General features: G+C 61.0%; 26 protein-coding genes. 9 read left to right on the top strand and 17 right to left on the bottom strand.

Annotated elements, in window-relative coordinates:
* The first annotated feature begins 79 nt into the window (after positions 1–79).
* A complete protein-coding gene (locus SKA53_RS01750) occupies positions 80–844 on the top strand; it encodes a Hint domain-containing protein (protein ID WP_007204317.1) in 765 nt (254 codons plus the stop codon).
* Here the strand turns inward: SKA53_RS01750 and SKA53_RS01745 are convergent.
* The 6 genes from SKA53_RS01745 to SKA53_RS01725 form a co-directional block, all read right to left on the bottom strand.
* Positions 841–2,037, bottom strand: coding sequence for an MATE family efflux transporter (locus SKA53_RS01745; protein WP_007204316.1), 1,197 nt, complete (start codon positions 2,035–2,037; stop codon positions 841–843). The genes SKA53_RS01750 and SKA53_RS01745 overlap by 4 nt on opposite strands.
* The gene (locus SKA53_RS15790; RefSeq protein WP_007204315.1) at positions 2,038–2,205 is read right to left on the bottom strand and encodes a hypothetical protein; all 168 of its coding nucleotides are present in this window, start codon (positions 2,203–2,205) and stop codon (positions 2,038–2,040) included.
* Positions 2,206–2,247: 42 nt separating this feature from the next.
* Positions 2,248–3,132, bottom strand: a complete 885-nt coding sequence (locus tag SKA53_RS01740) for a nickel/cobalt transporter (protein WP_007204314.1) — start codon at positions 3,130–3,132, stop codon at positions 2,248–2,250.
* The gene (locus SKA53_RS01735; protein ID WP_007204313.1) at positions 3,114–3,761 is read right to left on the bottom strand and encodes a DUF1007 family protein; all 648 of its coding nucleotides are present in this window, start codon (positions 3,759–3,761) and stop codon (positions 3,114–3,116) included. Before SKA53_RS01735 ends, SKA53_RS01740 begins: the two co-directional genes overlap by 19 nt.
* Before the next feature lie 143 nt (positions 3,762–3,904).
* On the bottom strand, positions 3,905–4,789 hold the full coding sequence (locus SKA53_RS01730; protein ID WP_007204312.1) for an NAD-dependent epimerase/dehydratase family protein: 885 nt from the start codon (positions 4,787–4,789) through the stop codon (positions 3,905–3,907).
* Between the two features lie 32 nt (positions 4,790–4,821).
* Positions 4,822–5,484 carry a dimethylsulfonioproprionate lyase family protein gene (locus tag SKA53_RS01725; protein ID WP_040483058.1) on the bottom strand — a complete coding sequence of 221 codons (663 nt, stop codon included), beginning with the start codon at positions 5,482–5,484 and terminating at the stop codon, positions 4,822–4,824.
* A gap of 123 nt (positions 5,485–5,607) precedes the next feature.
* On the opposite strand from SKA53_RS01725, the gene parE reads away from it, so the two are divergent.
* Together parE and SKA53_RS01715 are read left to right on the top strand one after the other, a co-directional pair.
* The gene (parE, locus tag SKA53_RS01720) at positions 5,608–7,566 is read left to right on the top strand and encodes a DNA topoisomerase IV subunit B (RefSeq protein WP_007204310.1); all 1,959 of its coding nucleotides are present in this window, start codon (positions 5,608–5,610) and stop codon (positions 7,564–7,566) included.
* Between the two features lie 87 nt (positions 7,567–7,653).
* The gene (locus SKA53_RS01715; RefSeq protein ID WP_007204309.1) at positions 7,654–8,370 is read left to right on the top strand and encodes a DUF1194 domain-containing protein; all 717 of its coding nucleotides are present in this window, start codon (positions 7,654–7,656) and stop codon (positions 8,368–8,370) included.
* A gap of 28 nt (positions 8,371–8,398) precedes the next feature.
* Here SKA53_RS01715 and SKA53_RS01710 read toward each other — a convergent pair whose 3' ends face one another.
* Positions 8,399–8,785 carry a c-type cytochrome gene (locus SKA53_RS01710; protein ID WP_007204308.1) on the bottom strand — a complete coding sequence of 129 codons (387 nt, stop codon included), beginning with the start codon at positions 8,783–8,785 and terminating at the stop codon, positions 8,399–8,401.
* A 94-nt stretch (positions 8,786–8,879) separates the two neighbouring features.
* Between SKA53_RS01710 and SKA53_RS01705 the strand changes: the two genes are divergently transcribed.
* Positions 8,880–9,314: a DMT family transporter gene (locus SKA53_RS01705; RefSeq protein ID WP_007204307.1), complete on the top strand. Its 435-nt coding sequence runs from the start codon at positions 8,880–8,882 to the stop codon at positions 9,312–9,314.
* Here the strand turns inward: SKA53_RS01705 and SKA53_RS01700 are convergent.
* The 4 genes from SKA53_RS01700 to proS all read right to left on the bottom strand — a co-directional run bounded on the left by SKA53_RS01700 (position 9,311) and on the right by proS (position 12,924).
* Positions 9,311–9,991, bottom strand: coding sequence for an ABC transporter ATP-binding protein (locus SKA53_RS01700; protein WP_007204306.1), 681 nt, complete (start codon positions 9,989–9,991; stop codon positions 9,311–9,313). The two genes, SKA53_RS01705 and SKA53_RS01700, sit on opposite strands and share 4 nt — an antisense overlap.
* Positions 9,984–11,240, bottom strand: a complete 1,257-nt coding sequence (locus SKA53_RS01695; protein ID WP_007204305.1) for an ABC transporter permease — start codon at positions 11,238–11,240, stop codon at positions 9,984–9,986. Before SKA53_RS01695 ends, SKA53_RS01700 begins: the two co-directional genes overlap by 8 nt.
* A 52-nt stretch (positions 11,241–11,292) precedes the next feature.
* A complete protein-coding gene (locus SKA53_RS01690) occupies positions 11,293–11,499 on the bottom strand; it encodes a hypothetical protein (protein WP_040482745.1) in 207 nt (68 codons plus the stop codon).
* An 84-nt stretch (positions 11,500–11,583) separates the two neighbouring features.
* Positions 11,584–12,924 (bottom strand): proline--tRNA ligase, encoded by a 1,341-nt coding sequence (proS, locus tag SKA53_RS01685; protein ID WP_007204303.1) that lies wholly within the window; start codon positions 12,922–12,924, stop codon positions 11,584–11,586.
* Between the two features lie 158 nt (positions 12,925–13,082).
* Here proS and SKA53_RS01680 point away from each other — a divergent pair, with 158 nt between their 5' ends.
* The 4 genes from SKA53_RS01680 to SKA53_RS01665 are packed head-to-tail and all read left to right on the top strand — an operon-like array spanning position 13,083 to position 18,646.
* The gene (locus SKA53_RS01680; RefSeq protein WP_007204302.1) at positions 13,083–14,186 is read left to right on the top strand and encodes an AI-2E family transporter; all 1,104 of its coding nucleotides are present in this window, start codon (positions 13,083–13,085) and stop codon (positions 14,184–14,186) included.
* Positions 14,183–14,845 carry a DnaA ATPase domain-containing protein gene (locus SKA53_RS01675; protein ID WP_007204301.1) on the top strand — a complete coding sequence of 221 codons (663 nt, stop codon included), beginning with the start codon at positions 14,183–14,185 and terminating at the stop codon, positions 14,843–14,845. Before SKA53_RS01680 ends, SKA53_RS01675 begins: the two co-directional genes overlap by 4 nt.
* 50 nt (positions 14,846–14,895) lie before the next feature.
* Positions 14,896–17,064, top strand: a complete 2,169-nt coding sequence (locus tag SKA53_RS01670; RefSeq protein ID WP_007204300.1) for an RNA degradosome polyphosphate kinase — start codon at positions 14,896–14,898, stop codon at positions 17,062–17,064.
* 34 nt (positions 17,065–17,098) lie between these two features.
* Positions 17,099–18,646 (top strand): Ppx/GppA family phosphatase, encoded by a 1,548-nt coding sequence (locus SKA53_RS01665; protein ID WP_007204299.1) that lies wholly within the window; start codon positions 17,099–17,101, stop codon positions 18,644–18,646.
* A 19-nt stretch (positions 18,647–18,665) separates the two neighbouring features.
* Here the strand turns inward: SKA53_RS01665 and SKA53_RS01660 are convergent, their stop codons facing one another.
* The 3 genes from SKA53_RS01660 to scpA all read right to left on the bottom strand — a co-directional run bounded on the left by SKA53_RS01660 (position 18,666) and on the right by scpA (position 22,240).
* Complete coding sequence (locus tag SKA53_RS01660) at positions 18,666–19,346, bottom strand: molecular chaperone DjiA (RefSeq protein WP_040483057.1); 681 nt, start codon at positions 19,344–19,346, stop codon at positions 18,666–18,668.
* 90 nt (positions 19,347–19,436) lie between these two features.
* The gene (locus tag SKA53_RS01655; RefSeq protein ID WP_007204297.1) at positions 19,437–20,048 is read right to left on the bottom strand and encodes a VOC family protein; all 612 of its coding nucleotides are present in this window, start codon (positions 20,046–20,048) and stop codon (positions 19,437–19,439) included.
* Positions 20,049–20,113: 65 nt separating this feature from the next.
* Positions 20,114–22,240, bottom strand: coding sequence for a methylmalonyl-CoA mutase (scpA, locus tag SKA53_RS01650; RefSeq protein WP_007204296.1), 2,127 nt, complete (start codon positions 22,238–22,240; stop codon positions 20,114–20,116).
* Between the two features lie 102 nt (positions 22,241–22,342).
* Between scpA and SKA53_RS01645 the strand changes: the two genes are divergently transcribed.
* Complete coding sequence (locus SKA53_RS01645) at positions 22,343–22,810, top strand: DUF4174 domain-containing protein (protein WP_007204295.1); 468 nt, start codon at positions 22,343–22,345, stop codon at positions 22,808–22,810.
* Between the two features lie 4 nt (positions 22,811–22,814).
* Here the strand turns inward: SKA53_RS01645 and SKA53_RS01640 are convergent, their stop codons facing one another.
* The 3 genes from SKA53_RS01640 to SKA53_RS01630 all read right to left on the bottom strand — a co-directional run bounded on the left by SKA53_RS01640 (position 22,815) and on the right by SKA53_RS01630 (position 25,794).
* Positions 22,815–24,812: an acetyl-CoA carboxylase biotin carboxylase subunit gene (locus tag SKA53_RS01640; protein WP_007204294.1), complete on the bottom strand. Its 1,998-nt coding sequence runs from the start codon at positions 24,810–24,812 to the stop codon at positions 22,815–22,817.
* Positions 24,813–24,902: 90 nt separating this feature from the next.
* Positions 24,903–25,115 (bottom strand): hypothetical protein, encoded by a 213-nt coding sequence (locus SKA53_RS01635; RefSeq protein ID WP_007204293.1) that lies wholly within the window; start codon positions 25,113–25,115, stop codon positions 24,903–24,905.
* 325 nt (positions 25,116–25,440) lie between these two features.
* Positions 25,441–25,794, bottom strand: coding sequence for a hypothetical protein (locus tag SKA53_RS01630; RefSeq protein ID WP_207327953.1), 354 nt, complete (start codon positions 25,792–25,794; stop codon positions 25,441–25,443).
* Positions 25,795–25,822: the final 28 nt, after the last annotated feature.

The raw sequence follows: 25,822 nt of genomic DNA, 5'->3' as shown, positions 1-25,822 counted from the left end.
GATGCATTTACCGTGCTGATCACAAACGCGGTCGCAGGCGACGTTGCCTGCGGTTTGATGAATTCACCAAGGGGTCCGCATGCCCAGCCGTTCGAATGCCGCCCCGGCCCATCCGGCCCTGCACCATGCCGACGCAGCATTGCGCCCCGAAAGCGAGGCTGGCCGCAGCCGACTTAACCGCAAATACACCATCACCTGTCTTGCTGGCGTCCACATCATCGAGACAAGCATCATGGCCCCTGCCATCCCCGCCATCGAGGATGCCTTTGGGGCTTTGGGGCGCGGTACGATCCTGCAAACACGTCACGGCCCCGTCGCGGTCGAGGACCTGCTGCCGGGCGATAGCCTGCGGTTGATCGACGGCAGCTTTGCGCCGCTGTTGTGGCGCGGCATGATGACGATCACACCCTCCGATGCCGGGTCAGTGCGGCATGGCCTGACGCGGATCACCGCCGATGCGCTGGGGATCGGGCGGCCCTTGCAGGATCTTGTTTTAGGGCCTGCAGCACGGCTATACCACGCGACCAGCAATGTAGCGAAACTGACGGGCAAGACGGCGGCCTATATTCCAGCCCATGATTTCGTGGACGGCAACCAGTTCATCGCCTTGCGCCCTGCGGCACCGGTCGATGTCTATCAGCTGGGATTTGCCGCGCATGAAACGCTGATGGTCAACGGGATCGGCGTGGAAAGCCTGCATCCCGGCACGGCCTTCAGCCTTGGCCTGCGCGGCCCGGTGCTGGCCCAGTATCTGGCCCTGTTTCCGCATCTGCGCAGGCTAGATGACATCGGGCTATTCCGCCACCCGCGGTTGCGGCTGCGCGATCTGGAAATGCGCGCCTAGCCTTGCGCTGGGGTGATCCGCACCGACCGCCCCCAGAACCGCGACATCAGCAGCATCGCCGCCACCAGCAACCCCAGCACCAGCCCCAGCCAGATGCCGACCCCACCCAAGCCCCAGTGAAATGCCAACAGATAGCTGGCCGGCAAACCGACGCCCCAATAGCTGAACGCCGCCATCACCATCGGCACCGTGGTATCCTGCACCCCGCGCAACAGGCCCAGCACGACGACCTGCAACCCGTCGACCAGCTGGAACAACCCCGCGATCATCACCAGCAGGACACCAATCTCGATCAGGCGCAGCCGGTCAGGTTCTGCGGGGTCGATGAATACGGATACCAACAGCCCGGGGATCAGCAGAAAAATCGCCGAGGTCACCGCCGCATAAATGGCCGACAGCCCGATGGCCGTGATCCCGCCGCGCCGCAGCCCTTGTTCGTCGCGTCGGCCCAGTGCGCGGCCCGCGCGCACCGTTGCCGCCTGCGAAAAGCCGATATGCACCATGAAGGTCAGGCTGGCCAACTGGATCGCGATGCCATGGGCGGCCAGTTCAATCGGCCCGATCCAGCCCATCATGATCGCCGAGGCGCTGAACAACCCGCCTTCGGCCAAAGATGTCAGCCCGATGGGCCAGCCCAACAGGTACACGCGGCGCATGATTTCACTGTCAGGGCGGTGGAAATTGCGGAACAATTCGTAGCGCGGCAACTTGCGCCGGATATAGCCGACCAGCAGCGCCACACTCAGCAGATTGACCATGACCGAGGCGATGGCCGCCCCTTCGATGCCCAGTTCCGGCGCACCCCAATTGCCAAAGATCAGCGCGTAATTCACCAGCCCGTTCAGCACCGCCGTCCCGACCGTAGCCCACAGGATGAACGCGGTATGTTCGAGCGCCACCAGAAAGGATTTCAGCGCCATCACCAGCAATGTCGGAATCATCCCCCAGATGACGATCTGCAGGTACAGATGCGCCTCGGCCGCGACGATGGGCGCTTGGCCGATGGCGATCAGGATATCCTCGGCCCAGAAAAAGGGCAGCATGACGATCACACCATAGAGGATCGACAGCCATAGCCCCATGCGCGTGACGCGCCGGACCTGCACCTGGTCATTCTGTTCATTCGCCGCCGCCACCAAGGGCGTGATCGCCTGCGCGAAACCGGCCCCTACGATGAACACGACGAAAAACAACTATGTCGCAATCGTCGCTGCTGCCAATGCGGTGACATCATACCAGCCCAGCATCAGCGTATCGGTCATATGGATCGCGAATTGCGCCATATTGCTCAGGATCAGGGGTATGCCCAGCTTCCAGATCGCGCGCGCATGTTCGGGATATGTGGTGGCGATCTGTTGCATTGCGCCAGCATTAGGCGCGAAGCTATGGGTCGTAAAGCGCAATCAGATGCTGCGCTGCACCAACTGCAAGGCGAGCAGCATGACCAGCGCGCCTGCGGCGATCTCGGCGCTGGCCATCATGCGCGCGGTGCCACGGTTGCTGACCAGTTGCAGCGCAGTTTCGCGAAAACCAACGGCGGCAAAGGCCACCAGAACCGTGATACTGGCCGTACCCAGCCCCATCACGAAGGCCCCGATAATCCCCGCCCAATCCAGCCCGAACCGCCATGTCAGGATCAGCAAGAACACCGCCCCCGTGCAGGGGCGCACTGCGATAGCCGCGATAATGGCGGCGGCATCGCGCCACGACCGGACCTCGGCGGCTTGTTCCACGCTGGGGCCATGGGCGTGCCCACAACTGGCGCAGATGTCATCAGGCGCTTGGACGGGCCTGCGCAGGCCGCGCAGATGGCGCGCGCCGCGTAGCACTAGCCATAACCCGACCCCCGCGATCAGCGCATAGCTGACAGGTTCCAGCACATCATCGGCCAGCCCCGTCATCTGCGCGCGCCCCCAGCCCAGCGCCCAGACAGCGCCATAAACCAGCACAACAGCTGTCGCCGCCTGCGCCAGCGACGAGGCCAGCGCCAGCCCCGCCAGCCGCCCCACAGGCACCCGCGCGCCAAGCCCGTAACCGCCGATCACCAGCTTGCCATGTCCCGGCCCTGCGGCATGGACAAACCCGTAAGCAAAACACAGCCCCCACAGCGTCAGCACCGCCGCCAAGTCACCCTGTTGCAGCGCACGCAAGGCGCCCGCCATCGCATTTTGGACCTGCATCTGGCTGGCCGCGGCCTGCCGCATGATCTGCTCGGCCCCGCCAAAGCCCCAAAGCCAAACTGCGCCCGCCCCGATCACGGCCAGCAGGATTACAGCAAACCGGCGCATGTCACGACCACGCTATCGGCAAAGGACCGGCCAACTTCGGGAAAATCTTCATCGGGGCCGACGTCGCTGGCCGGGCGGCCATAGAGCAATTCGTCAACCAGCGAATAGGCGGCGTCCAGATTGGCGGGGATAATATCGACCGTGCAATCGCCGCGGCCTTCGACAGTGACCGGACCGGCCAGCGAATAGGCGACGTAATAGGTCGGATCATAGGGCAGGATCGTCAGCGGTGCGCTGCGGTCGGCAACCTGTGCCAAGGGGCGCAGATGGGTTTCGCGCATGATCCCGTCCGCGTAAACCATCGCATGATCGCGTTTGGGGGCCAATGGCAGGATCGTATCGCCCTGCACGACCTCTAGATCGCCATCGAAATCAGCAGGCCATGCGGCGATCTGCGTGTCCAGCAGCGCCTGTTCCTCGGGCGTCAGTTGCAGATCACCGTCCATGTCGATGCCCAGATCGGCGGTGACCAGCATCGAAAAATAGGCATCATAGACCCAGTCCAGCCGCACGCCAACGCCACCTTGCACATCAAACACCACAGCCATTTCCACCTGCACAAACACATGCGGATGGGCCAGCGCGGGTGCAGGCAACAAAAGCGGGAACACAGACAATTTGCGCAACATGCCCCTAGCTACCGCAGGGCGGCGCGTGTCGCAATCGCGCTGTCGTGCAGCGGGTGACACTTGGGCGTGATCCGGCCCTGATGGCCAGCCCCCGTCATGCGCGATCACGGCACCGCAGGCCTCAGGCAAGTCTGGGCAAGCTGTCAGCCCAGAACATCGCGCCATGAATGCTGCGGGGCGAAACCGACCATGCGCTTGGCTTTGGCATTGCTATACATTGTTTCGTTTTCCGACAAAGTGCCGCGCTGTTCGACCCCTTGGTAAAACCGCGCGATCACCTGACGCGCGGTGATGCCGACGCTGAGGTCGTCATTGGACACGTTGAACACCTGATAGCCCAGCCCGTCGGTTTTCAGGCAGCAATCAACCATCTGGCCCAGATCGCGCGCGTCGATATAGGCGAATATATTGCGGCGGCGGGCGGCGGGATCGGCGATGAAGGCGGGAAAGTTTGTTGCGTATTCATGTGGTTCAATGACATTATTGATGCGCAAACCGTAAATATCTATGCCTGTGCGCACCTGAAAGCTGCGCGCCGTTGCCTCGTTGCAGACCTTGGACATCGCATAGCTGTCATGCGGCACGGTGGGGTGATCTTCATCCACCGGCACATAATCCGGCTTGACCTCGCCATGGGCAAAACAGACGCCATAGGTGGTTTCGGAACTGGCAAAGATCACCTTGGGCACGCCCAGTTTCACCGCAGCCTCGATCACATTATAGGTGGATTGGGTGTTGATCCGGAAACATTCGGCATCGGTGCCGATCATCACGCGCGGCACCGCGGCGAAATGTACGACAGCATCGAAACGCGGCACGCCGGTGCCTGTATCAAGCTCGTGGAAATCGGTGTATTGCGACATGGCACCGATCACCTGCCCCGCATCGGTCAGGTCCACCAGCAATTCGGACACGTCCAGACCGGAGGGTACAAGGTCGATATTCACGACGATATGCCCCTGCGCCTGCAGATAAGCGATCGCATGTTTGCCCGCCTTGCCGCTGCCGCCAGTAAAGAAAATGCGCATGGTCGTTCCTTTCGCCCGATGTTTGCGTCACCTTATTTGCGCGGGCGGGAGAACACCATCTTTTGTCCTGCCAGATCAGCCGGCTTGCCCAGCCATGCATAAGCCAGCAATGCCGGTTCGCGGTCACCGACAGTGATCCGGTGCAAATGGTCGGGCGGGTTAAAGATCATCGACCCCGGCACATAAACGCCTTGGTGATTCTCGGACACGGCACCCGACAAGCAAACATAGCTTTCGGTGATCCCTTGATGCGCATGGGCGGGATAGGTGCAGGACGGGGCGAACAAGACCACGCCCAGAATAATCTCTGACGTGACGACCGGCCCGTTTGGCCCCGCAATCTCGGCATAGGCATAGGAATCGGCCAGTGCCGACGGCACCTTTTCGTACCCATATTGCCATGACAGATCGGTGCGCAGCGTATCCAGCGCACGGATAGTCGATGCCATGATCCCCGACCGCCCTTGATCCAGCGCGCGACGCAGATGCGCAGTGACAGGTTTCTGCGCGGCAGGCTGCAATTGGACGGGCGCATGCGCCTTGATCACGCGGTTGATCGCCTCGCGCACCTGACGTTGATGGCTGCGGATGCGGTCACTGCCGCCCGCCGGGATCGCGCGGTACAGCTCATAGAATTCTGCCAGCAAATAGCGCCAGTCAGGCAATGCCTTGATCGTCGTCAGATTGTCCGTCATCGTGCCCCCCGTTTGCGCGAAACCTGCCACAGCGCCAAGGGCAAGACAAACCCCATCTGCGGGGTCTTTCATGGACGCCCCCCCTCTGCCATAAAGGTGCAAACCACAAGAAAAGAGCAGCCAATGGCCGACGACCTTTTGTCCACGACAGGACCCGATGATTACAACGCCTCCAGCATCGAGGTGCTGGAAGGGTTGGAGCCTGTCCGCAAACGCCCCGGCATGTACATTGGCGGCACCGATGAACGCGCCTTGCATCATCTGGTGGCCGAAGTTCTTGATAACTCGATGGACGAGGCTGTCGCAGGCCATGCCAACCGGATCGAGGTGGAATTGCACGCCGATCATTCCGTCACCATCCGCGACAACGGGCGCGGTATCCCCGTCGATCCGCACCCCAAATTCCCCGACAAATCCGCGCTAGAGGTGATCCTGTGCACCCTGCACGCAGGCGGCAAGTTTTCGGGCAAGGCGTACCAGACATCGGGCGGTTTGCACGGGGTCGGTGCATCCGTGGTCAACGCATTGTCGGATTCGATGGTGGTGCAAGTTGCGCGCAACAAGGAATTGTTCGAACAGCGGTTTTCACGCGGCCTGCCCTTGGGGCCGATCCAGAAACTGGGACCAACCCAAAACAGGCGCGGCACGACGGTCACATTCCATGCGGATGAACAGATTTTCGGGTCGCAAAAGTTCAAGCCTGCGCGGCTCTATAAATCGATCCAGTCGAAGGCTTATCTGTTTTCCGGTGTCGAAATCCGCTGGAAAACCGAAATCAATGACGGCGAAACCCCGCTTGAGGCGACGTTCCATTTCCCCGGCGGTCTGGCCGATTACCTTAAAGAAACCTTGGGCAAATCCGCGACCTATGCCGACAAGCCATTCGCGGGCAGCGTCGATTTTGCCGACAAGTTCAACGAACCGGGCAAGGTAGAATGGGCGATCAACTGGACGCCCGTGCGCGACGGCTTCATCCAGTCCTATTGCAACACAGTGCCCACCCCCGAAGGCGGCACCCATGTCGCGGGCTTTTGGAACGCGATCCTGAAGGGCATCAAAGGCTATGGCGAACTCGCCAACAACAAAAAGGCCGCGCTGATCACGCGCGAGGATCTGATGTCGGGCGGCTGTGCGCTGGTGTCCTGTTTTATCCGCGAACCGGCCTTCGTCGGCCAGACCAAGGACCGGCTGTCGTCGGAAATCGCAGCCCGCATGACCGAAGGCGCTGTGCGCGACCATTTCGACAATTGGCTGGCAGCAGATACCAAATCCGCGGGCGCAATCCTTGATTTTCTGGTCCTGCGGGCGGAGGAACGGCTCAAGCGTCGTCAGGAAAAGGAAACCGCCCGTAAATCCGCGACCAAGAAACTGCGCCTGCCCGGCAAGCTGACCGATTGCACGTCCAAGGACCGCAAGGGGACCGAACTGTTCATCGTCGAAGGGGATTCGGCGGGCGGGTCCGGCAAGGGCGCGCGCAACCGCGTCAATCAGGCGCTGTTGCCGCTCAAAGGCAAGATCCTGAACGTGCTGGGGGCGGCGTCGAACAAGCTGACGACCAATCAGGAAATCAACGACCTGTGCGAGGCTTTGGGCGTCGGCATGGGCACCAAGTTCAACGTTGATGATTTGCGCTATGAAAAGATCATCATCATGACCGATGCCGATGTGGACGGCGCGCATATCGCCAGCCTGCTGATGACGTTCTTTTTCACCCAGATGCGCCCGCTGATCGACCACGGGCATCTGTATCTGGCCTGCCCGCCGCTCTATCGGCTGACCCAAGGCGCGCGGCGCGTCTATGTGGCGGATGACGCCGAAAAGGAAAAGATGATGGCCAAGGGTCTTGGCGGAAAAGGCAAAATCGACGTGCAACGCTTCAAGGGTCTGGGCGAGATGGACGCCAAAGACCTCAAGGAAACCACGATGGACCCCGCCACCCGCAAACTGATCCGCGTGACGGTGCATGACGATGTCCCCGGCGACACCGCCGATCTGGTCGAGCGGCTGATGGGCAAAAAACCGGAACTGCGGTTCCAGTATATCCAGGAAAACGCGCGGTTCGTGGAGGAGTTGGATGTTTGATGTGGGGCGGTGCGCAGAATGCGCGCGCCCGTAAGCTGCGCATCCTACCCCTTTCCCTAACGTCACCCGCGCCCTATCATCCCCAATATGCGCCACCTGATCCTTGCCCTCTTCCTCGCCTCGCCCGCCTTGGCCCAGCAGATCGAGACGGACCTTGAACTGGTCCTGCTCGCTGATGCGTCGGGGTCGATCGACGCGGATGAGCTGCTGTTTCAGCGCCAATCCTATGCCACCGCGATCACCGATCCGGCGGTCGTCATGGCGATCCAGAACACGCTTTATGGGTCCATCGCGGTCACTTACGTCGAATGGGCCAGCAATCAGGCGACGGTGGTGGACTGGACCATCATCGCGGATATGGACAGCGCCACCGCCTTTGCCGACGCCCTGATCGGCCCGCCACGGCAGGCCAGCGGCAGCAATGCCATCGGGGCGGCGCTGCTTTACGGGATGGACCAGATCGAAGGCAACGACATCACCGGCCTGCGCCGCGTGATCGATTTTTCCGGTGATACGATGGCCAATACCCTTGGCCCCGCGATCACAACATCGCGCGACAGGGTCGTGGCGGCGGGCATCACGATCAACGCGCTGCCAATCCTGCGCAACAACGATTTTCGCAGCAACAGCGGGCTGGTCAATTTATACAAACAAAACATCATCGGCGGCCCGAACGCCTTTGTCATGCCCGCGATGGACGGCCCCGCCTTCACCGATGCCATCCGGCGCAAGCTGATCCTCGAGATTGCGGGCACTGTTCCGAACACCGCCATAGCAACAGCGCTTTTGCAACAGATCCCGTAGGGCGGGGTTCACCCCGCCGCCACCCGAATCACCGTTGCAGGCTTTCCAGATAATCTGTCAGCACCAGTAATTTCCAAGGCACCGGCGTGCCCAGCCCGTCGTTTTCCACAATCACCGTATCGCCCAGATCACCGGCGCCGAATTCGGGCATCGCACCTGACAGATGCTGGCCCGCCTGATAGCCGTCGATGGTGCTCATCACCGCATCGCGCGGAAAGGTGCCGCCATTGCGCGCCGAAATCTGGGTCAGGTCGGGGGCGGTGACGCCCAGATCGCGCGCCATCGGTCCGTTGCCGGTCCCGTCAGCACCGTGGCAGGCAGCGCAATTGTCCAGATAGACGCTGCGCCCGTCGATCGGTTGCTCGTCACCGCAAGCCGCAAGCGCCAGAAATGCCCCAAGAATGATTATCCGCATGATGTGCCTCCATAATTTTTATCAGACTAGCAAAGTCACGCGCGGCAAGCCATGCTCCAGATCAATTCCCGCCATAACACCCGAAAGGACCGCCATGTTCCATTATGCGCTGATCATGCTGGTTGCGGGCCTTGGCATTCCGGTGCTGGCGGCGTTGAATGCGGGTTTGGGCCGGCAGATCGGATCACCGGCGATGGCGGCGACGGTCCTGTTCGTCGTGGCCTTCAGTGTAGCACTGATCGCGGCCTTGTTGACCCAGCCACAAGCGGCGACACGGCTGGCATCGGCGCCCAAATACCTGTTCCTTGCAGGCACGCTGGTTGCCTTTTACATCCTGTCGATCACATGGATCGCGCCTGTGATCGGGGTTGGAAATGCGGTGTTCTTCGTCTTGCTGGGGCAGTTGATCTCGGCTGCGGCCATTGATCATTTCGGCCTGTTTGCCGCACAGGTCACGCCCCTGACCGGCACCCGCGCCGCAGGTATCGCGCTGATGGCCGCGGGCGTGTTGCTGACGCAAAAGGTCTAAAGCGCGACCAGAACGCCCGCGTCCAGCCGCAGCTGCCGGTCCATGCGCGCGGCCAGCTCAAGGTTATGCGTCGCAATCACCGCCGCCAGCCCGGTGTCACGCACCAGCCCGATCAGGGTTTCAAACACGCGGTTCGATGTGTCGGGGTCCAGATTGCCTGTTGGTTCATCCGCCAGCAACAACGCCGGTTCATTGGCCAAAGCCCTGCAAAAGGCCACGCGCTGCTGTTCGCCCCCTGACAAGGCCGCAGGCCGGTGCGCCGCACGCTCTGCGATCCCGACACGGGTCAGCAAGGCCATTGCGCGCGCATGGGCGGCCCGATCTGTGACACCATTGGCCAGCTGCGGCAGCACGATGTTTTCCAGCGCCGAAAATTCCGGCAGCAGGTGATGGAACTGGTAGATGAACCCCACCTGCCCGCGCCGCACGCCGGTGCGCTTGCGATCCGACAGGCGCGTCATATCGGTGCCTGCGATACTGACCGTGCCGCTGTCGGGGGTATCCAGCAGCCCCGCGATATGCAGCAAGGTCGATTTGCCCGCACCCGACGGGGCGACAAGGGCCACGATTTCACCGGCAGCAACCGTCAGGTTAACGCCTTGCAGCACCCGCACCTCGTTAGGTTTGCCCGCGTTGTAGGTCTTGTGCAGATCATGCAGCGACAGGATGTCATTCATAGCGCAGTGCCTCGACCGGATTCATCCGCGCGGCGCGGCGGGCGGGAAAGATCGTGATGATCCACGACAGACCCAGCGACAGCGACACGGCCTTCAGCACATCGGACACATGCAATTCGGCCGGCACGTTATAGATACCCCGGATCGACGGGTCCCAGACGCCGCCACCGGCGACATAGTTCACAAGGCTGAAAATCTGGTCGATATAGATTGCGAACAGACAGCCCAAAATCACGCCCAGCGCCGTCCCGATGGTCCCGATCCCCGCCCCGCAGATGAAAAAGATGCGCAGGATCGACCCTTCGGTCAGGCCCATGGTGCGCAGGATGCCCACATCGCGGCCCTTGTTTTTCACCAGCATGATCAACCCGCTGATGATATTCATAGACGCCACCAGCACCAGAATGGACAAGATGATGAACATCACATTATCTTCAATCGTCAACGCGCGCAGGAAACGGCCCACGCGGTCCTGCCAGCTATAGGCCCAGATATTGGGGCCAGCGGCATTGGCGATATCCTGTTTCAGTGCCTCGGATTTGTTGATGTCGTCCAGCCGCACGTCCAGCTCATCCGCCACGCCATCGCGGTTAAAGATGGTCTGCGCCACATCAAACGGCAGATAGGCGCGCACTTCGTCAATCTGGTAGCGGCCGGTTGAAAAGATATAGACCACGTCAAAGGCATTGCGCCGCGTCGATTGCCCCATCGGCGTGGCCGCCCCTGACCGTGTCGTGATCTCGATCCGGTCGCCTAGCCCAAGGCCAAGGTTCGCCGCCAAGGCCGATCCAAGCGCGATCCCTCCCTGCAAATCGTCGATATTGCCGATGGTGCGTTCGCTATCCACGATAGCCTCTGACGCTTTGAGATCATCCAGATGGATGCCATAGATATCGGCAAGTGCGATCTGCCCGAAGGCCCCCGCCATCGCCTGCCCGCGCACCAATGGCGCGACACTGGCCACACCCGGCAGGGCCATGATCCGGTCTGACATATCTGCGTAATCCGCGATCACCTCGCGCGGGCGCAGGACGGTCACATGGGCATCGGCCCCTACAATCGTGTCGATGAATTCGGCGCGAAAGCCCGACCGCACAGCCAGCGTGGCGATCAGGGCAAAGACGGCCAGCGTGACGCCGATCAAGCTGATCCATGTCATGACGCTGACGCCGCCCTCAGCGCGTTTGGCGCGGATATAGCGCCAAGCGATCATCCATTCGAATTTGGCAAAGGGACGTGTTGTGGTCATGGCGGTGTTCTAACGGTCTGCGGCGCGCGTGACCAGTGCCGTCGATATGCCCCTATCGGTTGTGCCATCCCGGCTTTACCCGGCAAAAGATCCACAATAGCAACATTGCTGAAATCGGGTTGATAAACACCGCAGTGACTTGCCAAAGAAAGCGATCTTGTCCGCGCCTTTCCGCCATATCACCCACAATGACGAAAACTTTCCAGATGATCCAGATCGCCAAGGCGATCCAAATCAGCATTAAAATTGCTTCCATCATAACCTACTACTTGTGAACTCAACAAACAGGCGAGGGACGCATGCACATCAGGCTGGTCCAGCGCCCAAACAACCTGCGTATGGCTTAGGCAATCCCCTGATAAATCGCAGCGATCCGCGCGATGGCATCCGCTGGCGGCAATTCCTCGCTTTCGCCCGTGCGGCGGCTGGTCAGTTCGACGACACCGTTCTTGAGGCCGCGTGGGCCGACCGTAATCCGCCAAGGCAGGCCGATCATGTCCATCGTGCCGAATTTCGTGCCCGCCCGTTCGTCGCGGTCGTCATAAAGTGGCTCCAGCCCCAACGCAGTCAGGCTGTCATAGAGCGCCTGACAAGCGGCGTCAGCCTCTGCATCGCCTTGCTTGAGGTTGACGATCCCGCAATGGAAAGGTGTCACGCCTTCGGGCCAGATAATGCCCTTGTCGTCGTGGCTCGCCTCGATAATCGCGCCCAAAAGACGCGACACGCCGATGCCGTGGCTGCCCATATGCACAGGCACCTTGCCGCCCTTGCCATCATCGACCAGCGCGCCCATCGCATCGGAATATTTGGTCCCGAAATAGAAGATCTGGCCAACCTCGATGCCGCGCGCGGTGCGGCGGCGTTCCTCTGGCACCTGATTGAACAGCGCCGCATCATGGGTTTCATCGGTGCGCGCATAGCGGCTGGTGAATTCATCCAGCACGGCAGCACAGGCCGCATGATCGCTGTAATCAATCTGGCGGTCACCGAATTTCAGGTCAGTGATCTGGCTGTCATAGAACACCTCTGATTCGCCGGTGTCGGCCAGAACCAGAAATTCATGCGTATCATCGCCACCAATCGGGCCAGAATCGGCGCGCATCGGGATCGCTTGCAACCCCATGCGTTCATAGGTGCGCAGATAGCTGACCAGATGGCGGTTATAGGCGTGCAAAGCGTCTTCTTTGGTCAGGTCGAAATTATAGCCGTCCTTCATATAGAATTCGCGGCCCCGCATGACGCCGAAACGCGGGCGGACCTCGTCACGGAATTTCCACTGGATCTGATACAAGGTCAGCGGCAGGTCTTTGTAGCTGGTCACATGGGCGCGGAAGATGTCGGTGACCAATTCCTCAGCCGTGGGGGTGAACAGCATTTCACGCCCGCCACGATCCTTGATGCGCAGCATTTCTTCGCCATAAGCGTCATAGCGCCCGCTTTCGCGCCACAGGTCTGCCGATTGGATCGTCGGCATTTGAATGGCGATATGGCCCGCGCGTTCTTGTTCCTGATGCACGATATTTTCGATCTTGCGCAGCACTTTGAACCCCAAGGGCAGCCAGGAATAAATCCCCGCGCTGGCCTGTTTGATCATCCCCGCCTGCAACATATAGCGGTGCGACACGATCTGCGCCTCGCGCGGGGTTTCTTTCAGGACGGGCAGGAAATAACGGCTTAGGCGCATGGGGTGACCTTTGTGACAGGCGAAAATTGCTTTTCGACGTGTAATCGCGCAACCATGCCCCCGCAAGCATTGTGATCGTCAGCTTTCGAAAATGCGCCGGACCCTTGCAAGCAAGGCCCGTTTGCCGCATCACGAAGTAAATGAAAGCGGAGTAACCGATGGCCCTGCCCGTCAAGGACCAGATCAAATATTGGGGCATCGCGATGGCGGTGTTTTTGGTCGTGCTTTGGGCGCTGGGCGATGTGATCCTGCCTTTCGTGCTTGGCGGTGCTATCGCCTATCTGCTGGACCCTGTCGCCGACAGGTTGCAGCGCGCGGGCCTGAGCCGGGTTCTGGCGGTGAGTATCATCACCTTGGTCGCGGCGCTGGTGTTCATCCTGCTGATCCTGCTGGTGATCCCGACGCTGGTGAAACAGACCACAGCGCTGATCAACACCGCCCCTGCGCTGTTCGAAAGATTGCAGGCCGGATTGACCGCGCGGTTTCCCGACCTGATCGAACCCGAAAGCACGATCCGCCAGCAATTGCAGGCCATTGGCGAGACGATACAGGCGCGTGGCGGCGAATTGATCAACGGCGTTCTCAGCTCGGCCATGGGCCTTGTGAACATCATAGTGCTGCTGGTGATCGTGCCGGTCGTGGCCTTCTATCTGCTGCTTGACTGGGACAATATGATCGCCAAGATCGACAGCCTGCTGCCGCGCGACCACGTCGCCACCGTGCGGCATCTGGGCAGCGAGATTGACCGCACTCTGGCGTCGTTCATCCGCGGGCAAGGTACGGTCTGCCTGATCCTTGGCACGTATTACGCCCTGGGGCTGATGCTGGCGGGGCTGAATTTCGGGCTGATCGTCGGGTTCATCGCGGGGCTGATCACCTTTATTCCTTATGTCGGCGCGCTGGTTGGCGGGGCTTTGGCGCTGGGACTGGCGTTGTTCCAGTTCTGGGGCGCGGTCGAGCTCGCGGATGGCGACACAGTGACCTATGCCACCAACTGGTTGCGGATCGGGATCGTGGGCGCGATCTTTGCCTTGGGGCAGTTTCTGGAAGGCAATGTGCTCACGCCCAAACTGGTGGGCTCATCGGTCGGGCTGCACCCTGTGTGGCTGATTTTCGCGCTGTCGGTGTTCGGGTCGCTGTTCGGGTTCGTCGGCATGCTGGTCGCCGTGCCGGTCGCGGCGGTGATCGGCGTGCTCATCCGCTATGGATTGGGCCAATACCGTGACAGCCTGCTGTATCAAGGGCAGTCCAAGGGCCGATGATCGCACGACAGCTCAGTTTCGACTGGCCCAACGGGGTGGCGCTGGGGCCGGATGATTTTTTCGTCTCGACCGCCAATGCGACCGCCTTTGGCATGGTGACAGACCCCGCCCGCTGGCCGCTGTGCAAACTGGTGATCACGGGGCCGGCGGGCTGCGGCAAAAGCCACCTTGCGCGGATATTCGCAGCCGGCCAGCCCACCCAGATCATCGCTGCCGCAGATCTGACCGCGGATTTCAGGCCCAAGGCTGCAGCGCTGGTGGTCGAGGATATGGACACCCTGCCTTCTGCAGCCCAAGAGGCGATGTTCCATCTGCACAACCATCTGCACAATAACGGCGGGCTGTTGCTGCTGACCGCGCGCCAGACGCCGCGGCACTGGCCGATCACCTTGCCTGATCTGGCCAGCCGGATGCAGGGCAGCGCCGTGGTGCAGGTCGCAGACCCTGACGATGCGCTGTTGCAGGCGGTGATGATGAAACTGTTCGCCGACCGCCAATTGCTGCCACCACCCGACCTCGCGGCCTATCTGGCACCGCGGATCGAACGCTCCTTTGCCGCCGCTGCGGCCATCGTGGCGGAACTGGACAGCATGGCCTTGGCAACCGGCCACAAGATCAGCCAGAGACTTGCCGCGCGCCTGCTGGACAAGCCCGACTAGCCACTGCATCATTGTCACAAAACCGCAACCTTCGCGGGACAAAAGGCAGCATGAACAAAGCAAATTTCCTGAGCAGCGATTTTCCCGCCGCCACCGCCCTTGACATGGATGTCGCCAGCAGCGCGCGTTTCGTGAACCGTGAACTCAGCTGGGTCGGTTTCAACTGGCGCGTGCTGGAAGAGGCCGAAAATCCGCGCGTGCCGCTGCTTGAACGGCTGCGGTTTTTGTCGATTTCTGCGACCAATCTGGATGAATTCTATACCGTCCGCGTCGCGGGCCTGCGCGAATTGGCCATCGCGGGCAATGTCACGCCCGCGCTGGACGGGCTGACCCCCGCCGAACAACTGGTCGAAATCGACCGCGAGGCGCGCGCCCTGATGACGCGTCAGCAGGTCGTATACAGCGCGCTTGAAGCGGAAATGAAAGACAACGGCATCGCGATCCTGTCGCGCATGGACGTGACCAAGGACGACCGCGATTTTCTGGATAATTACTTTCTTGATCAGGTTTTTCCAGTTTTGTCGCCGCTGGCCATCGACCCCGCGCATCCGTTCCCGTTCCTGCCCAACGAAGGGTTCGCGCTGGCGCTGCAACTGGAACGCAGCGCCGATAAGCGCAGCCTGCGCGCGCTGCTGCCAATCCCCGCCCAGATCGCGCGGTTCATCTCTCTGCCCAGTGCGACGGGCCACCGGTTCTTGCCGCTGGAAGAACTGCTTTTGCTGCATATCCCGCGTCTGTTTCCGGGCTATCAGGTCAAGGGAAATTGCGGGTTCAAGGTCCTGCGCGACAGCGATCTGGAACTGGAAGAAGAGGCCGAAGACCTTGTGCGCGAGTTTGAAACCGCGCTGAAACGGCGTCGCCGTGGCGAGGTTGTCCGGCTCAAGATTTCGGCCAATGCGCCGCCTGCGCTGCAAACGCTGATCATGTCGGAACTGCATGTCTCCAGCGATGCCGTGGTCGAGGTGGACGGGCTGATCGGCATTTCCGACCTAGGCGAACTGGTGTTGGACAGCCGGCCCGACCTGCTCTGGCCCAGTTTTACCCCCCGCGTGCCCGAACGGGTGCAGGATCATGACGGTGACATGTTTGCTGCGATCCGACAAAAGGACATGCTGCTGCATCATCCTTATGAAACCTTCGACATGGTGGTGCGGTTTCTTAATCAGGCAGCACATGACCCCGATGTCGTGGCGATCAAGCAGACGCTATACCGCACATCGCAGAAATCCCCCATCGTCAGCGCGCTATGCGAAGCCGCAGAGAATGGCAAATCCGTCACCGCATTGGTCGAACTCAAGGCCCGTTTCGACGAGGCCGCCAATATCCGCCAGTCGCGCCGGTTGGAACGCGCGGGTGCGCATGTCGTTTACGGCTTTGTGAATTACAAAACCCACGCGAAAATCAGCACCGTCGTGCGCCGCGAAGGTGACAAGCTGGTGACCTATACCCATTTCGGCACCGGCAATTACCATCCGATCACGGCGCGCATCTATACCGACCTGAGCTTTTTCACCTGCGATCAGGATCTGGGGCGCGATGCGACAAAGGTGTTCAACTACCTGTCGGGCTATGCCCAGCCAGAAGGGCTGCAAAACCTGTCGATCTCGCCCATTTCGCTCAAACAGACGCTGATTGACCGCATCGCCGCCGAGGGCGTGAATGCGCGCGCCGGCAAACCCGCGATGATCTGGGCCAAAATGAATTCACTGGTCGAACCCGATGTGATCGACGCGCTTTATGCGGCGTCGCAGGCCGGGGTCAAGATCAGCCTTGTGATCCGCGGCATCTGCGGGCTGCGTCCCGGTGTAAAAGGTCTGTCCGACAATATCCGTGTCAAATCCATCGTCGGGCGGTTTTTGGAACATTCGCGCATCGTCTGTTTTGGCAATGGTGCAGCGCTGCCATCCAAACAGGCCAAGGTCTATATCAGTTCGGCCGACTGGATGGGGCGCAACCTGAACCGGCGGGTCGAAACGCTGGTCGATATCCGCAACCCGACCGTCAAGGCGCAGATCGTCAGCCAGATCATGGCCGCCAATATGGCTGACGTTGCGCAAAGCTGGGTGATGGCACCGGATGGCAGTTTTACCCGCGCCACCCCCACCGAAGGCGAATTTGCCTTTAATTGTCACCGCTTTTTCATGGAAAATCCCTCGCTTTCGGGGCGCGGATCGGCAGGTGCGTCTGATGTTCCGCAATTGACCCACACGGACGATTGACCGATACGGGTCATGCGTCATACGCGGGGACAGAATGAACCAGCAATCCGAGCCTGACAGCATCGACTGGGGGCCTTTTGGCCGTCCGTTGTTCGAAGACCCCGCCGCACAGGCGCTGGCGCGTGTTGGCGTGGTCGATGTGGGGTCCAACTCTGTCCGCTTGGTGGTGTTCGACGGGGCGGCACGCTCGCCTGCCTATTTCTATAATGAAAAGATCATGTGTGCGCTGGGTGCGGGCATGTCGCAGACCGGCCATCTGAACCCCGAAGGGCGCAAGCGCGCGGTGTCCGCAATCCGCCGTTTCGCCGCCCTTGCCAAGGGCATGGGCATCCCGCCACTGACCGCCGTAGCCACCGCCGCCGTGCGCGAAGCGACAGACGGGCAAGATTTCCGCGACGAAGTCTTACGCGAAACCGGCGTCAAGCTTTGGGTCATCGACGGCCGCGAAGAGGCGCGATTGTCCGCCCAAGGCGTGTTGCTGGGCTGGCCGGGCAGTTACGGGCTGGTCTGCGACATCGGCGGGTCGTCGATGGAACTGGCCGATCTGGCCGAAGGCAAGGTTGGCCAGCGCCTGACATCCGCGCTCGGCCCGCTGAAACTGCGTGAAATCAAGGGCGGCAAAAAGGCCATCAAGGCCTATGTCCGCGCCACGGTGCAGGACCTGCACAGGGACATGAATTTTGAAACCGGCATGCGGCTGTTTCTGGTCGGCGGATCGTGGCGGGCCATCGCGCGGATCGACATGGAACGGCGCAGCTATCCTTTGACGGTGCTGCATGAATACCGCATGTCATCGCGCCAGATCAGCATGACCGCCGAATATATCCGCACATCCGACCTGACCGAATTGCGCGGCCGCTGCCATATCTCGGACAGCCGGATGTCGCTGGTCCCGCTTGCCGCGATCGTGCTGAAAGAATTGATGCGCACCTTCAAGCCCAAGGATGTCGCCGTATCATCCTACGGCATCCGCGAAGGGATGCTGTACGAACAGATGCCGCGCGCGCTGCGCGAACGCGACCCGCTGATCGAAGCCTGCCGTTTCGCCGAAAACAAGGATGCCCGCCTGCCCGGTTTCGGGCGCATCCTGTATGATTTCGTCAAACCGCTGTTTCCGCGCGCCAATTGGCAGCGCAAACGGATCATCAAGGCGGCCTGCCTGCTGCATGATGTCAGCTGGCGCGCGCATCCCGATTACCGCGCCGAGGTCACATTCGACAATGCAACCCGCGCCAATCTGGGCGGGCTGAAACATTACGAACGGGTGCTGTTGGGGCTGGCGCTGATGAACCGCTATTCCAGCAAGACCACAAGCCCCCGGTTCGACCCGCTGTTCGCCATGCTGACCCCCGAGCAGATCAAGGAAGCCGAGATTTTGGGCAAGGCAATGCGGCTTGGCGCGATGCTCTGGCTGACCGCGGATGAACAGCCCGGCACGCTGACATGGCACCGCAAGGCAGGCGCATTAACCCTGCGCCTGACCGAACATGCCCGCCCGCTGTATGGCGAGGTCGCAGAAGTCCGGTTCAACGCCTTGGCCAATGCGCTGAACGCGACAGGAACCGTCAAGTTCGGCGGCTAAGGTTGCAGCCCGACCGCGATCAGGCCCGCTGCGCGCGGATATCTTCCCAGGCGCGGTTGATCGCAACCATGCGCCGTTCAGCCAGCTTGACCGCCTCTGGTGGCACACCGCGCGCGATCATCTGGTCGGGGTGGGTTTCACGAACCAGCTGCCCCCAGGCCGCGCGCACCCGGTCCATCGGTGCATCCGGATCGACCCCAAGCACAGCATAGGGATCGCGCTGCGCATCAGGCACGAATTGCGCGCGGATGCGCTGGAACCGGCGTTCATCAAATCCAAAGATCGCAGCGACTTCTTGCAAAAAGGCGTCTTCGGTCGCGTGATAGCTGCCATCGGCCAGTGCGATATGAAACAGCCCTTCGAGCAGGTCACACAGCGGGCCTTCATGCTCCCCGAACATCGCCTTGATGCGGCGCGCATAGATATCATAGCCCGCCACATCCTGCCGCGCCAGATCGAACACACGCGCGGCGTTGTCCTCCTCCTCGGGGCCGATCACGAAAACCTCACGAAAGGCGCGCACCTCGGTACGGGTCACAAGGCCATCCGCCTTGGCCATCTTGGCCCCCAGCGCGATCACCGCGATGGTAAAGGCGACAGAGCGGTCAGGCGGCGTGCGCAAGCGGTCAAAGACCGCAAGCAAGCCTTCGCCATTGGCCAATGCGGCCAGCGCCTCGCCGATGCGGGTCCAGATCGACATGAGGGTCCTTTGATCAAAACGATGCCCGATCTTGAACCCGACCTGCGCGCAGGTTGCAACCTTTCGCTGCATCTGCACCGCTGAAAATAGCTAGCCGAGGCTGCGGCGGCCCTGTGGCGTGTCAAAAACGGCGCGAAATCCCGCAGGCCCCACCCTAAGCACCACCCGGTCATCGTCCAGCGGCAGCATCGCGCGCAAATCATCCGCCTGTGGATGCGTCACGCTCAGCTGCAGCAGACGACAGCCGCTATCAGCCAGCCGGCGGGCCGGATGGTGCGTGCCCTGTGCCCACTGGATCAACGTCGGATAGGCCCCGTCATACGGCTTGCTGCCATCGTCGGGCACGGTGATCCGCCAGGCCAGATCGCCGCGCGACAGATCGCGGGGCACCCCCACGGCAGAGGGCGCATCGCACAGCATAGCATCCAGATCATCGGTCTGGCAGATCCAGTTGCCAAGGCGCGGCGCGCCGGTAAAATCATCCAGCCCGAACCATGTCGGGCCGTCATAGGGGGCGGCATCCGGGTCCTTGGTGATCACCTCAAGATACAGATCATCGCCCAACCCCAACAATGTGTTATGCGTGCCGTACCGGACATGCCTGCCACCGGGTTGCATGGTCACACCCAATGCCGCCTCGACCCAAGCCGTCCCCGCGGCCAGATCCTCCGCCACAACAGCAAGATGGTCGAGTGTCAGCATGGTCCCTCCTCATCTTCCGAGCACAAATATCCCCGCCGGAGGCATCCGGCCCCGCAGGGGCTGGATCAGCCGCGCGCAGCGCGGATCAGGTGCAGGATATCTTCTGCCGCCTTGGGGATATTGGTACCGGGACCAAAGATCGCCTTGACCCCGCTGTCATACAAAAACTGATAATCCTGCTGCGGGATCACGCCGCCGCAAATGACGATGATATCATCGGCACCCGCATCCTTCAGCGCCTGCACCAGTTTGGGGGCCAGCGTCTTGTGCCCTGCGGCCTGACTGGAAATCCCGATCACATGCACATCGTTGTCGATGGCATCCTGTGCGGCTTCGGCAGGGGTCTGGAACAGGGGGCCGACATCGACATCAAACCCGATATCGGCAAAGGCTGTGGCAATGACCTTGGCCCCGCGGTCATGCCCGTCCTGCCCCATCTTGACGACGAGCATCCGCGGCCTGCGCCCGTCTTCTTTGGCGAAAGCCTCGACACTGGCCTGAATGGCCGCGAAACCCGCGTCACCTTCATAGGCGGCGCCGTAGACACCGGCGAGCGTCTTGACCTCGGCGCGGTGGCGGCCGAACACTTTTTCCATCGCCATGCTGATTTCCCCCACAGTGGCGCGTGCGCGCGCAGCAACCACCGCCGCTTCCAACAGGTTGCCGCCATCGCCCGCGCGGCGGGTCAGTTCGGCCAATGCGGCCTCGCAGGCAGCGGCATCGCGCGCAGCCTTGGTGCGGTCGATCCGCGCGATCTGCGACAGGCGCACGGCCTCGTTGTCGATATCAAGGATGTCGATCGGGTCTTCGTTGTCCTTGCGGTATTTGTTGACGCCGACGACAACCTCTGTGCCACGGTCGATGGCGGCTTGCCGTTTGGCGGCTGTTTCCTCGATCCGCAGTTTCGGCATGCCAGAGGCGACAGCCTTGGTCATGCCGCCCATCTGCTCGACCTCCTCGATCAGCTCCCAAGCCTTTTCGGCCAGATCATGGGTCAGGCTTTCAACGTAATAAGACCCTGCCAGCGGATCGACCACCTTTGTTACGCCGGTTTCTTCTTGCAATATCAACTGCGTATTGCGGGCAATCCGCGCAGAAAATTCGGTGGGCAGCGCGATCGCCTCGTCCAGCGCATTGGTGTGCAGCGATTGTGTGCCGCCCAGCACCGCCGACATCGCCTCATAGGCGGTGCGGATCACGTTGTTATAGGGGTCTTGTTCCTGCAAGGACACGCCCGATGTCTGGCAATGGGTGCGCAGCATCGAGGATTTGGGGTCTTTGGGGTCGAATTCCGCCATGATCCGCGACCACAGCAGGCGTGCCGCGCGCAGTTTTGCCACCTCCATGAAGAAATTCATCCCGATGGCAAAGAAGAACGATAAACGCCCCGCGAATTGATCTACATCCATGCCGCGCGCGATGGCGGCGCGCACATATTCGCGCCCGTCGGCCAAAGTATAGGCCAGTTCCTGCACAAGGTTCGCGCCGGCCTCTTGCATGTGATAGCCGCTGATGCTGATCGAATTGAATTTCGGCATCTCGGCGGTCGTATACTCAATAATATCCGCGATGATCCGCATCGAGGGTTCGGGCGGATAGACGTAAGTGTTCCGCACCATGAATTCCTTGAGGATGTCATTCTGGATCGTGCCAGACAGCACATTGCGCGGATGGCCCTGTTCTTCGCCTGCGACGATGAAATTGGCCAGGATCGGGATCACCGCACCATTCATGGTCATCGAGACCGACACTTTGTCCAAAGGGATGCCGTCGAACAGGATTTTCATATCCTCGACAGAATCAATGGCAACACCGGCCTTGCCGACATCGCCCTCGACCCGTGGATGGTCGCTGTCATAGCCGCGATGCGTGGCCAGATCGAATGCAACGGAAACACCCTGTTGGCCTGCGGCCAGCGCCTTGCGATAGAAATTGTTGGATTCCTCAGCCGTCGAAAACCCCGCATATTGCCGGATCGTCCACGGGCGGCCTGCATACATCGTGGCCTTGACGCCGCGCGTGTAGGGGGCCTGACCGGGGATGCCGCCCAGATGCGGCAGGTCTGCCGTGTCTTCGGCGGTATAAAGCGGTTGGACGGGAATACCTTCCAGCGTGTGCCATGTCAGCGCATCCAGCGGCTTGCCGCGCAATTCACCCGTGGCCAGCTTTTCCCATGTTTTCTTGTCGGTCATCGCTGGCTCCTGTTGGCTGTGTGACGTGCCATCGCAAAAAAGGTGTTGTCCTTGCACCTTTGGGACTTAGCTTTGCGGCATGGTCGGACTATATCGGTAAGTATGAAAAGATTATTCTTTATCGCGCTTGCAGCGCTTGTTGCCGCCACCAGCCTGCCGGCTGCCGAGCCATCCGTCATCGCACGGTGGCAAAGCGACCGGACGCAGGTGTTCGATGCCTCCGAGGTCAGTTTGCCCGAACTGCAATGGATCGCCCGCGCAGTCGTGGTGTTCGCAGACAGCCCCAACGACCCAATGTTTCGCCAGCAGATGGACCTGTTGTTGGCCGAAATCGACCGGCTGGTCGAACGCGACGTGATGCTGATCACCGACACCGACCCTGCGGCACGCAATTCTGTCCGGCTCGATCTGCGTCCGCGCGGGTACGCGCTGACGGTGGTGGGCAAGGACGGGCGCGTGCTGCAACGCAAACCCGAACCCTGGAGCGTGCGGGAATTGACAGGATCAATCGACCGCACATTGCTGCGCCAGCAGGAAATCGAGGACCGGCGCGGCGCGAATATCCGCTGAGCGTTCATTCGAACGCCATGATGACATCATCAACGGCAAGGCTGTCACCGGCGCTGGCGTTGATCTTGGCGACCACGCCCTTGCGTTCGGCGCGCAGGATGTTTTCCATCTTCATCGCCTCGACCGTACAAAGCGCCTGCCCCTCTTGCACCACATCGCCCACCGCGACATCGATCTTGACGATCAGGCCGGGCATCGGACACAGCAGCACCTTGGACGTATCAGGCGGCAGCTTTTCCGGCATCAAGGCCGCCAATTCCGCCTGACGCGGGCTGCGCACATGCACCTTCAGATCAGCCCCGCGATAGCGCACGCGAAAACCGCCTGAAATCTTGCCGATCTTCAGCACCAAGGGCGCGCCATCGACATCAAGCCGCGCCAGTGGCTGGCCGGGTGTCCAATCGCTTGTCACCCGCATCGTATTGGCCCCGATGGTGACATCGGCACCTTTCTTGTCGGCGGCGATATGGACGCGGTGATGCGCGCCTTGCATCGACACGACCCAATCTTCGCCAACATGGCGTTCATGGTTGCCCATCCGCCCGCTGATGCGCGCACGCCGGATTTCGGATACGCGGTGCATGGCCGCAGCCGATGCCGCGATCTGCAGGCAGGTGTCATCTGGCAAGGTCGTGCCGTTGAAACCGTCTGGGAATTCCTCGGCGATAAAGGCGGTCGTCATGGTGCCAGAGGTGAATTTTTCGTGGTCATAAACGGCGGCCAGAAACGGCAGGTTATGCCCGATGCCTTCGACCTCGAACGCATCCAGCGCCAGCCGCATTTCCGCGATGGCCGATGCACGGTCTGGCCCCCAAGTACATAGCTTGGCGATCATCGGGTCGTAGAACATGCTGATCTCACCGCCTTCGAACACGCCGGTGTCGTTGCGCACGGCGCGGGTGGGTGTCGCCTCTTCCACGGGCGGGCGATACCGCGTCAGCCGCCCGATGGATGGCAGAAACCCGCGGTAAGGGTCTTCGGCATACAACCGGCTTTCCATCGCCCAGCCGTTGATTTTCAAATCACTTTGCACAAAGGGTAAGTGTTCACCCGCCGCCACGCGGATCATCTGTTCGACCAGATCAATGCCGGTGATCAGTTCGGTGACAGGATGTTCCACCTGCAAGCGCGTGTTCATTTCCAGAAAATAGAAATTCCGGTCGCCATCAACGATGAATTCCACCGTGCCGGCACTGGTATAGCCCACGGCCTGCGCAAGGGCGACAGATTGTTCGCCCATGGCTTTGCGGGTGGCCTCGTCCAGAAACGGGCTGGGGGCTTCTTCGATGACCTTCTGGTTGCGCCGCTGGATCGAACATTCGCGTTCATGCAGATAGACCGCATTGCCATGCTGGTCGGCCAGAACCTGAATCTCGATATGGCGCGGCTGGGTGACAAATTTTTCAATGAAAATCCGGTCGTCGCCGAAACTGTTGGCAGCTTCGTTCTTGGAGGATTGAAACCCTTCGCGGGCTTCTTGATCGTTCCATGCGATGCGCATGCCTTTGCCGCCGCCACCGGCGCTGGCCTTGATCATCACCGGATAACCGACCTGATTGGAAATCTTCACCGCCTCGTCAGCATCCGCAATCAGGCCCATGTAACCCGGAACGGTCGAGACATTGGCCTCCTGCGCCAGTTTCTTGGATGTGATCTTGTCGCCCATCGCCAAGATCGCGCCTTTTGGCGGGCCGATGAAAGCAACGCCCGCAGCCTCCAGCGCCTCGGCGAATTTGGCATTCTCGGACAGGAAACCGTAACCGGGATGCACGGCCTCTGCGCCGGTCGCCTTGATCGCGGCCATCACCTTGTCGATGACGATATAGGATTGGTTGGCGGGGGCTGGCCCGATATGGACCGCCTCATCCGCCATCTTGACATGCAGCGCATGGCGGTCGGCGTCGGAATAGATCGCGACTGTCTGGATACCCATCTTGCGGGCTGTCTTGATCACGCGGCAGGCGATTTCGCCACGGTTGGCGATCAGTATTTTCTTGAACATCAATGGTCCCCCCAAGAACGCAAAACCGCCGCCGGAGCATGACCCCGACGGCGGCAATGGTGACTGACAGCCCTGTTGCGGGCTGCGAAATTAGCGGCGGACGGGGCGGCAGACGCCGACGTCGTCACAAAAGACGCCTGCGGCGGCACCGGCCAGAATCGTGCCGGCACGGTCTGTGCCCAGCAATTCCGACGCGACCAGACCAGCGCCTGCACCTGCGACGGCACGTTCGGTGTCGCTTTCCAGACAGCCAGACAAAGCGAAAGCAGCAAATGCCGCCAGGATGATGGATTTCTTCTGCATGATGTTCTGCCTTTATTCGGTTTCTCGGAAACAGCGCCAGAACCGTCGCTGATGCACGATAACTCAATACCCTTATGCGTGTGATATCCAATATCATCCGGTTTTCCGCCCAGTCCCGCCGTTCCAAAGGAAACCGGCCCGCCACGCGAACAGGCAGGCCGGTCAGGGGAAGGGTCGAACTGGTCAAAGGATAACAATGCGCGCAGGCCAGACCGCGCCACCGCACGCCCGATCATTGCGCAGGTTTGTACGGCGCCAAAGCCCGCAAATATCCGCGCTGCGAAATCGGCGGTTTCCTGCCTTACCACATGCGCGACGACAGCGATCATTCGTTCAACCCGGGAATGTCGGGAAAGCTTTGCCGCGCGACCTTGACGTCGATCCGCAACATCGCCTCGTAACTGGCGGGGTCGAACGGGTCTTCGGCGGGGATGACTTCACGCCCGAACAGCCAGCTGAGCCGGCCTGCGTCCAAATTACCGCGCACGAAAGGATCTTCGCCAAACGCCTCCCACAAGGCTTGCATGAACCCCGCATCGGCGCGTTTGTCGGCCGGGCGGCGGTCGGGATAGCGGATGCGTTGGGACAGCGGTGTCGCCCCGTCCTTGTTCGCGCGGCGCAGCACGAATTGAAAATCCGTCCCCGGCAAGCGGCCCGGAAAGCCGCGGTGTTTGTCCATATATGGCAGTGCCATCAATCTGACCTTT

It is taken from the genome of Yoonia vestfoldensis SKA53, from assembly GCF_000152785.1.
Classification (GTDB): domain Bacteria; phylum Pseudomonadota; class Alphaproteobacteria; order Rhodobacterales; family Rhodobacteraceae; genus Yoonia; species Yoonia vestfoldensis_A.
Note: the sequence above shows the minus strand (reverse complement) of the source record. Positions and strands in the feature narration are given on the sequence as shown.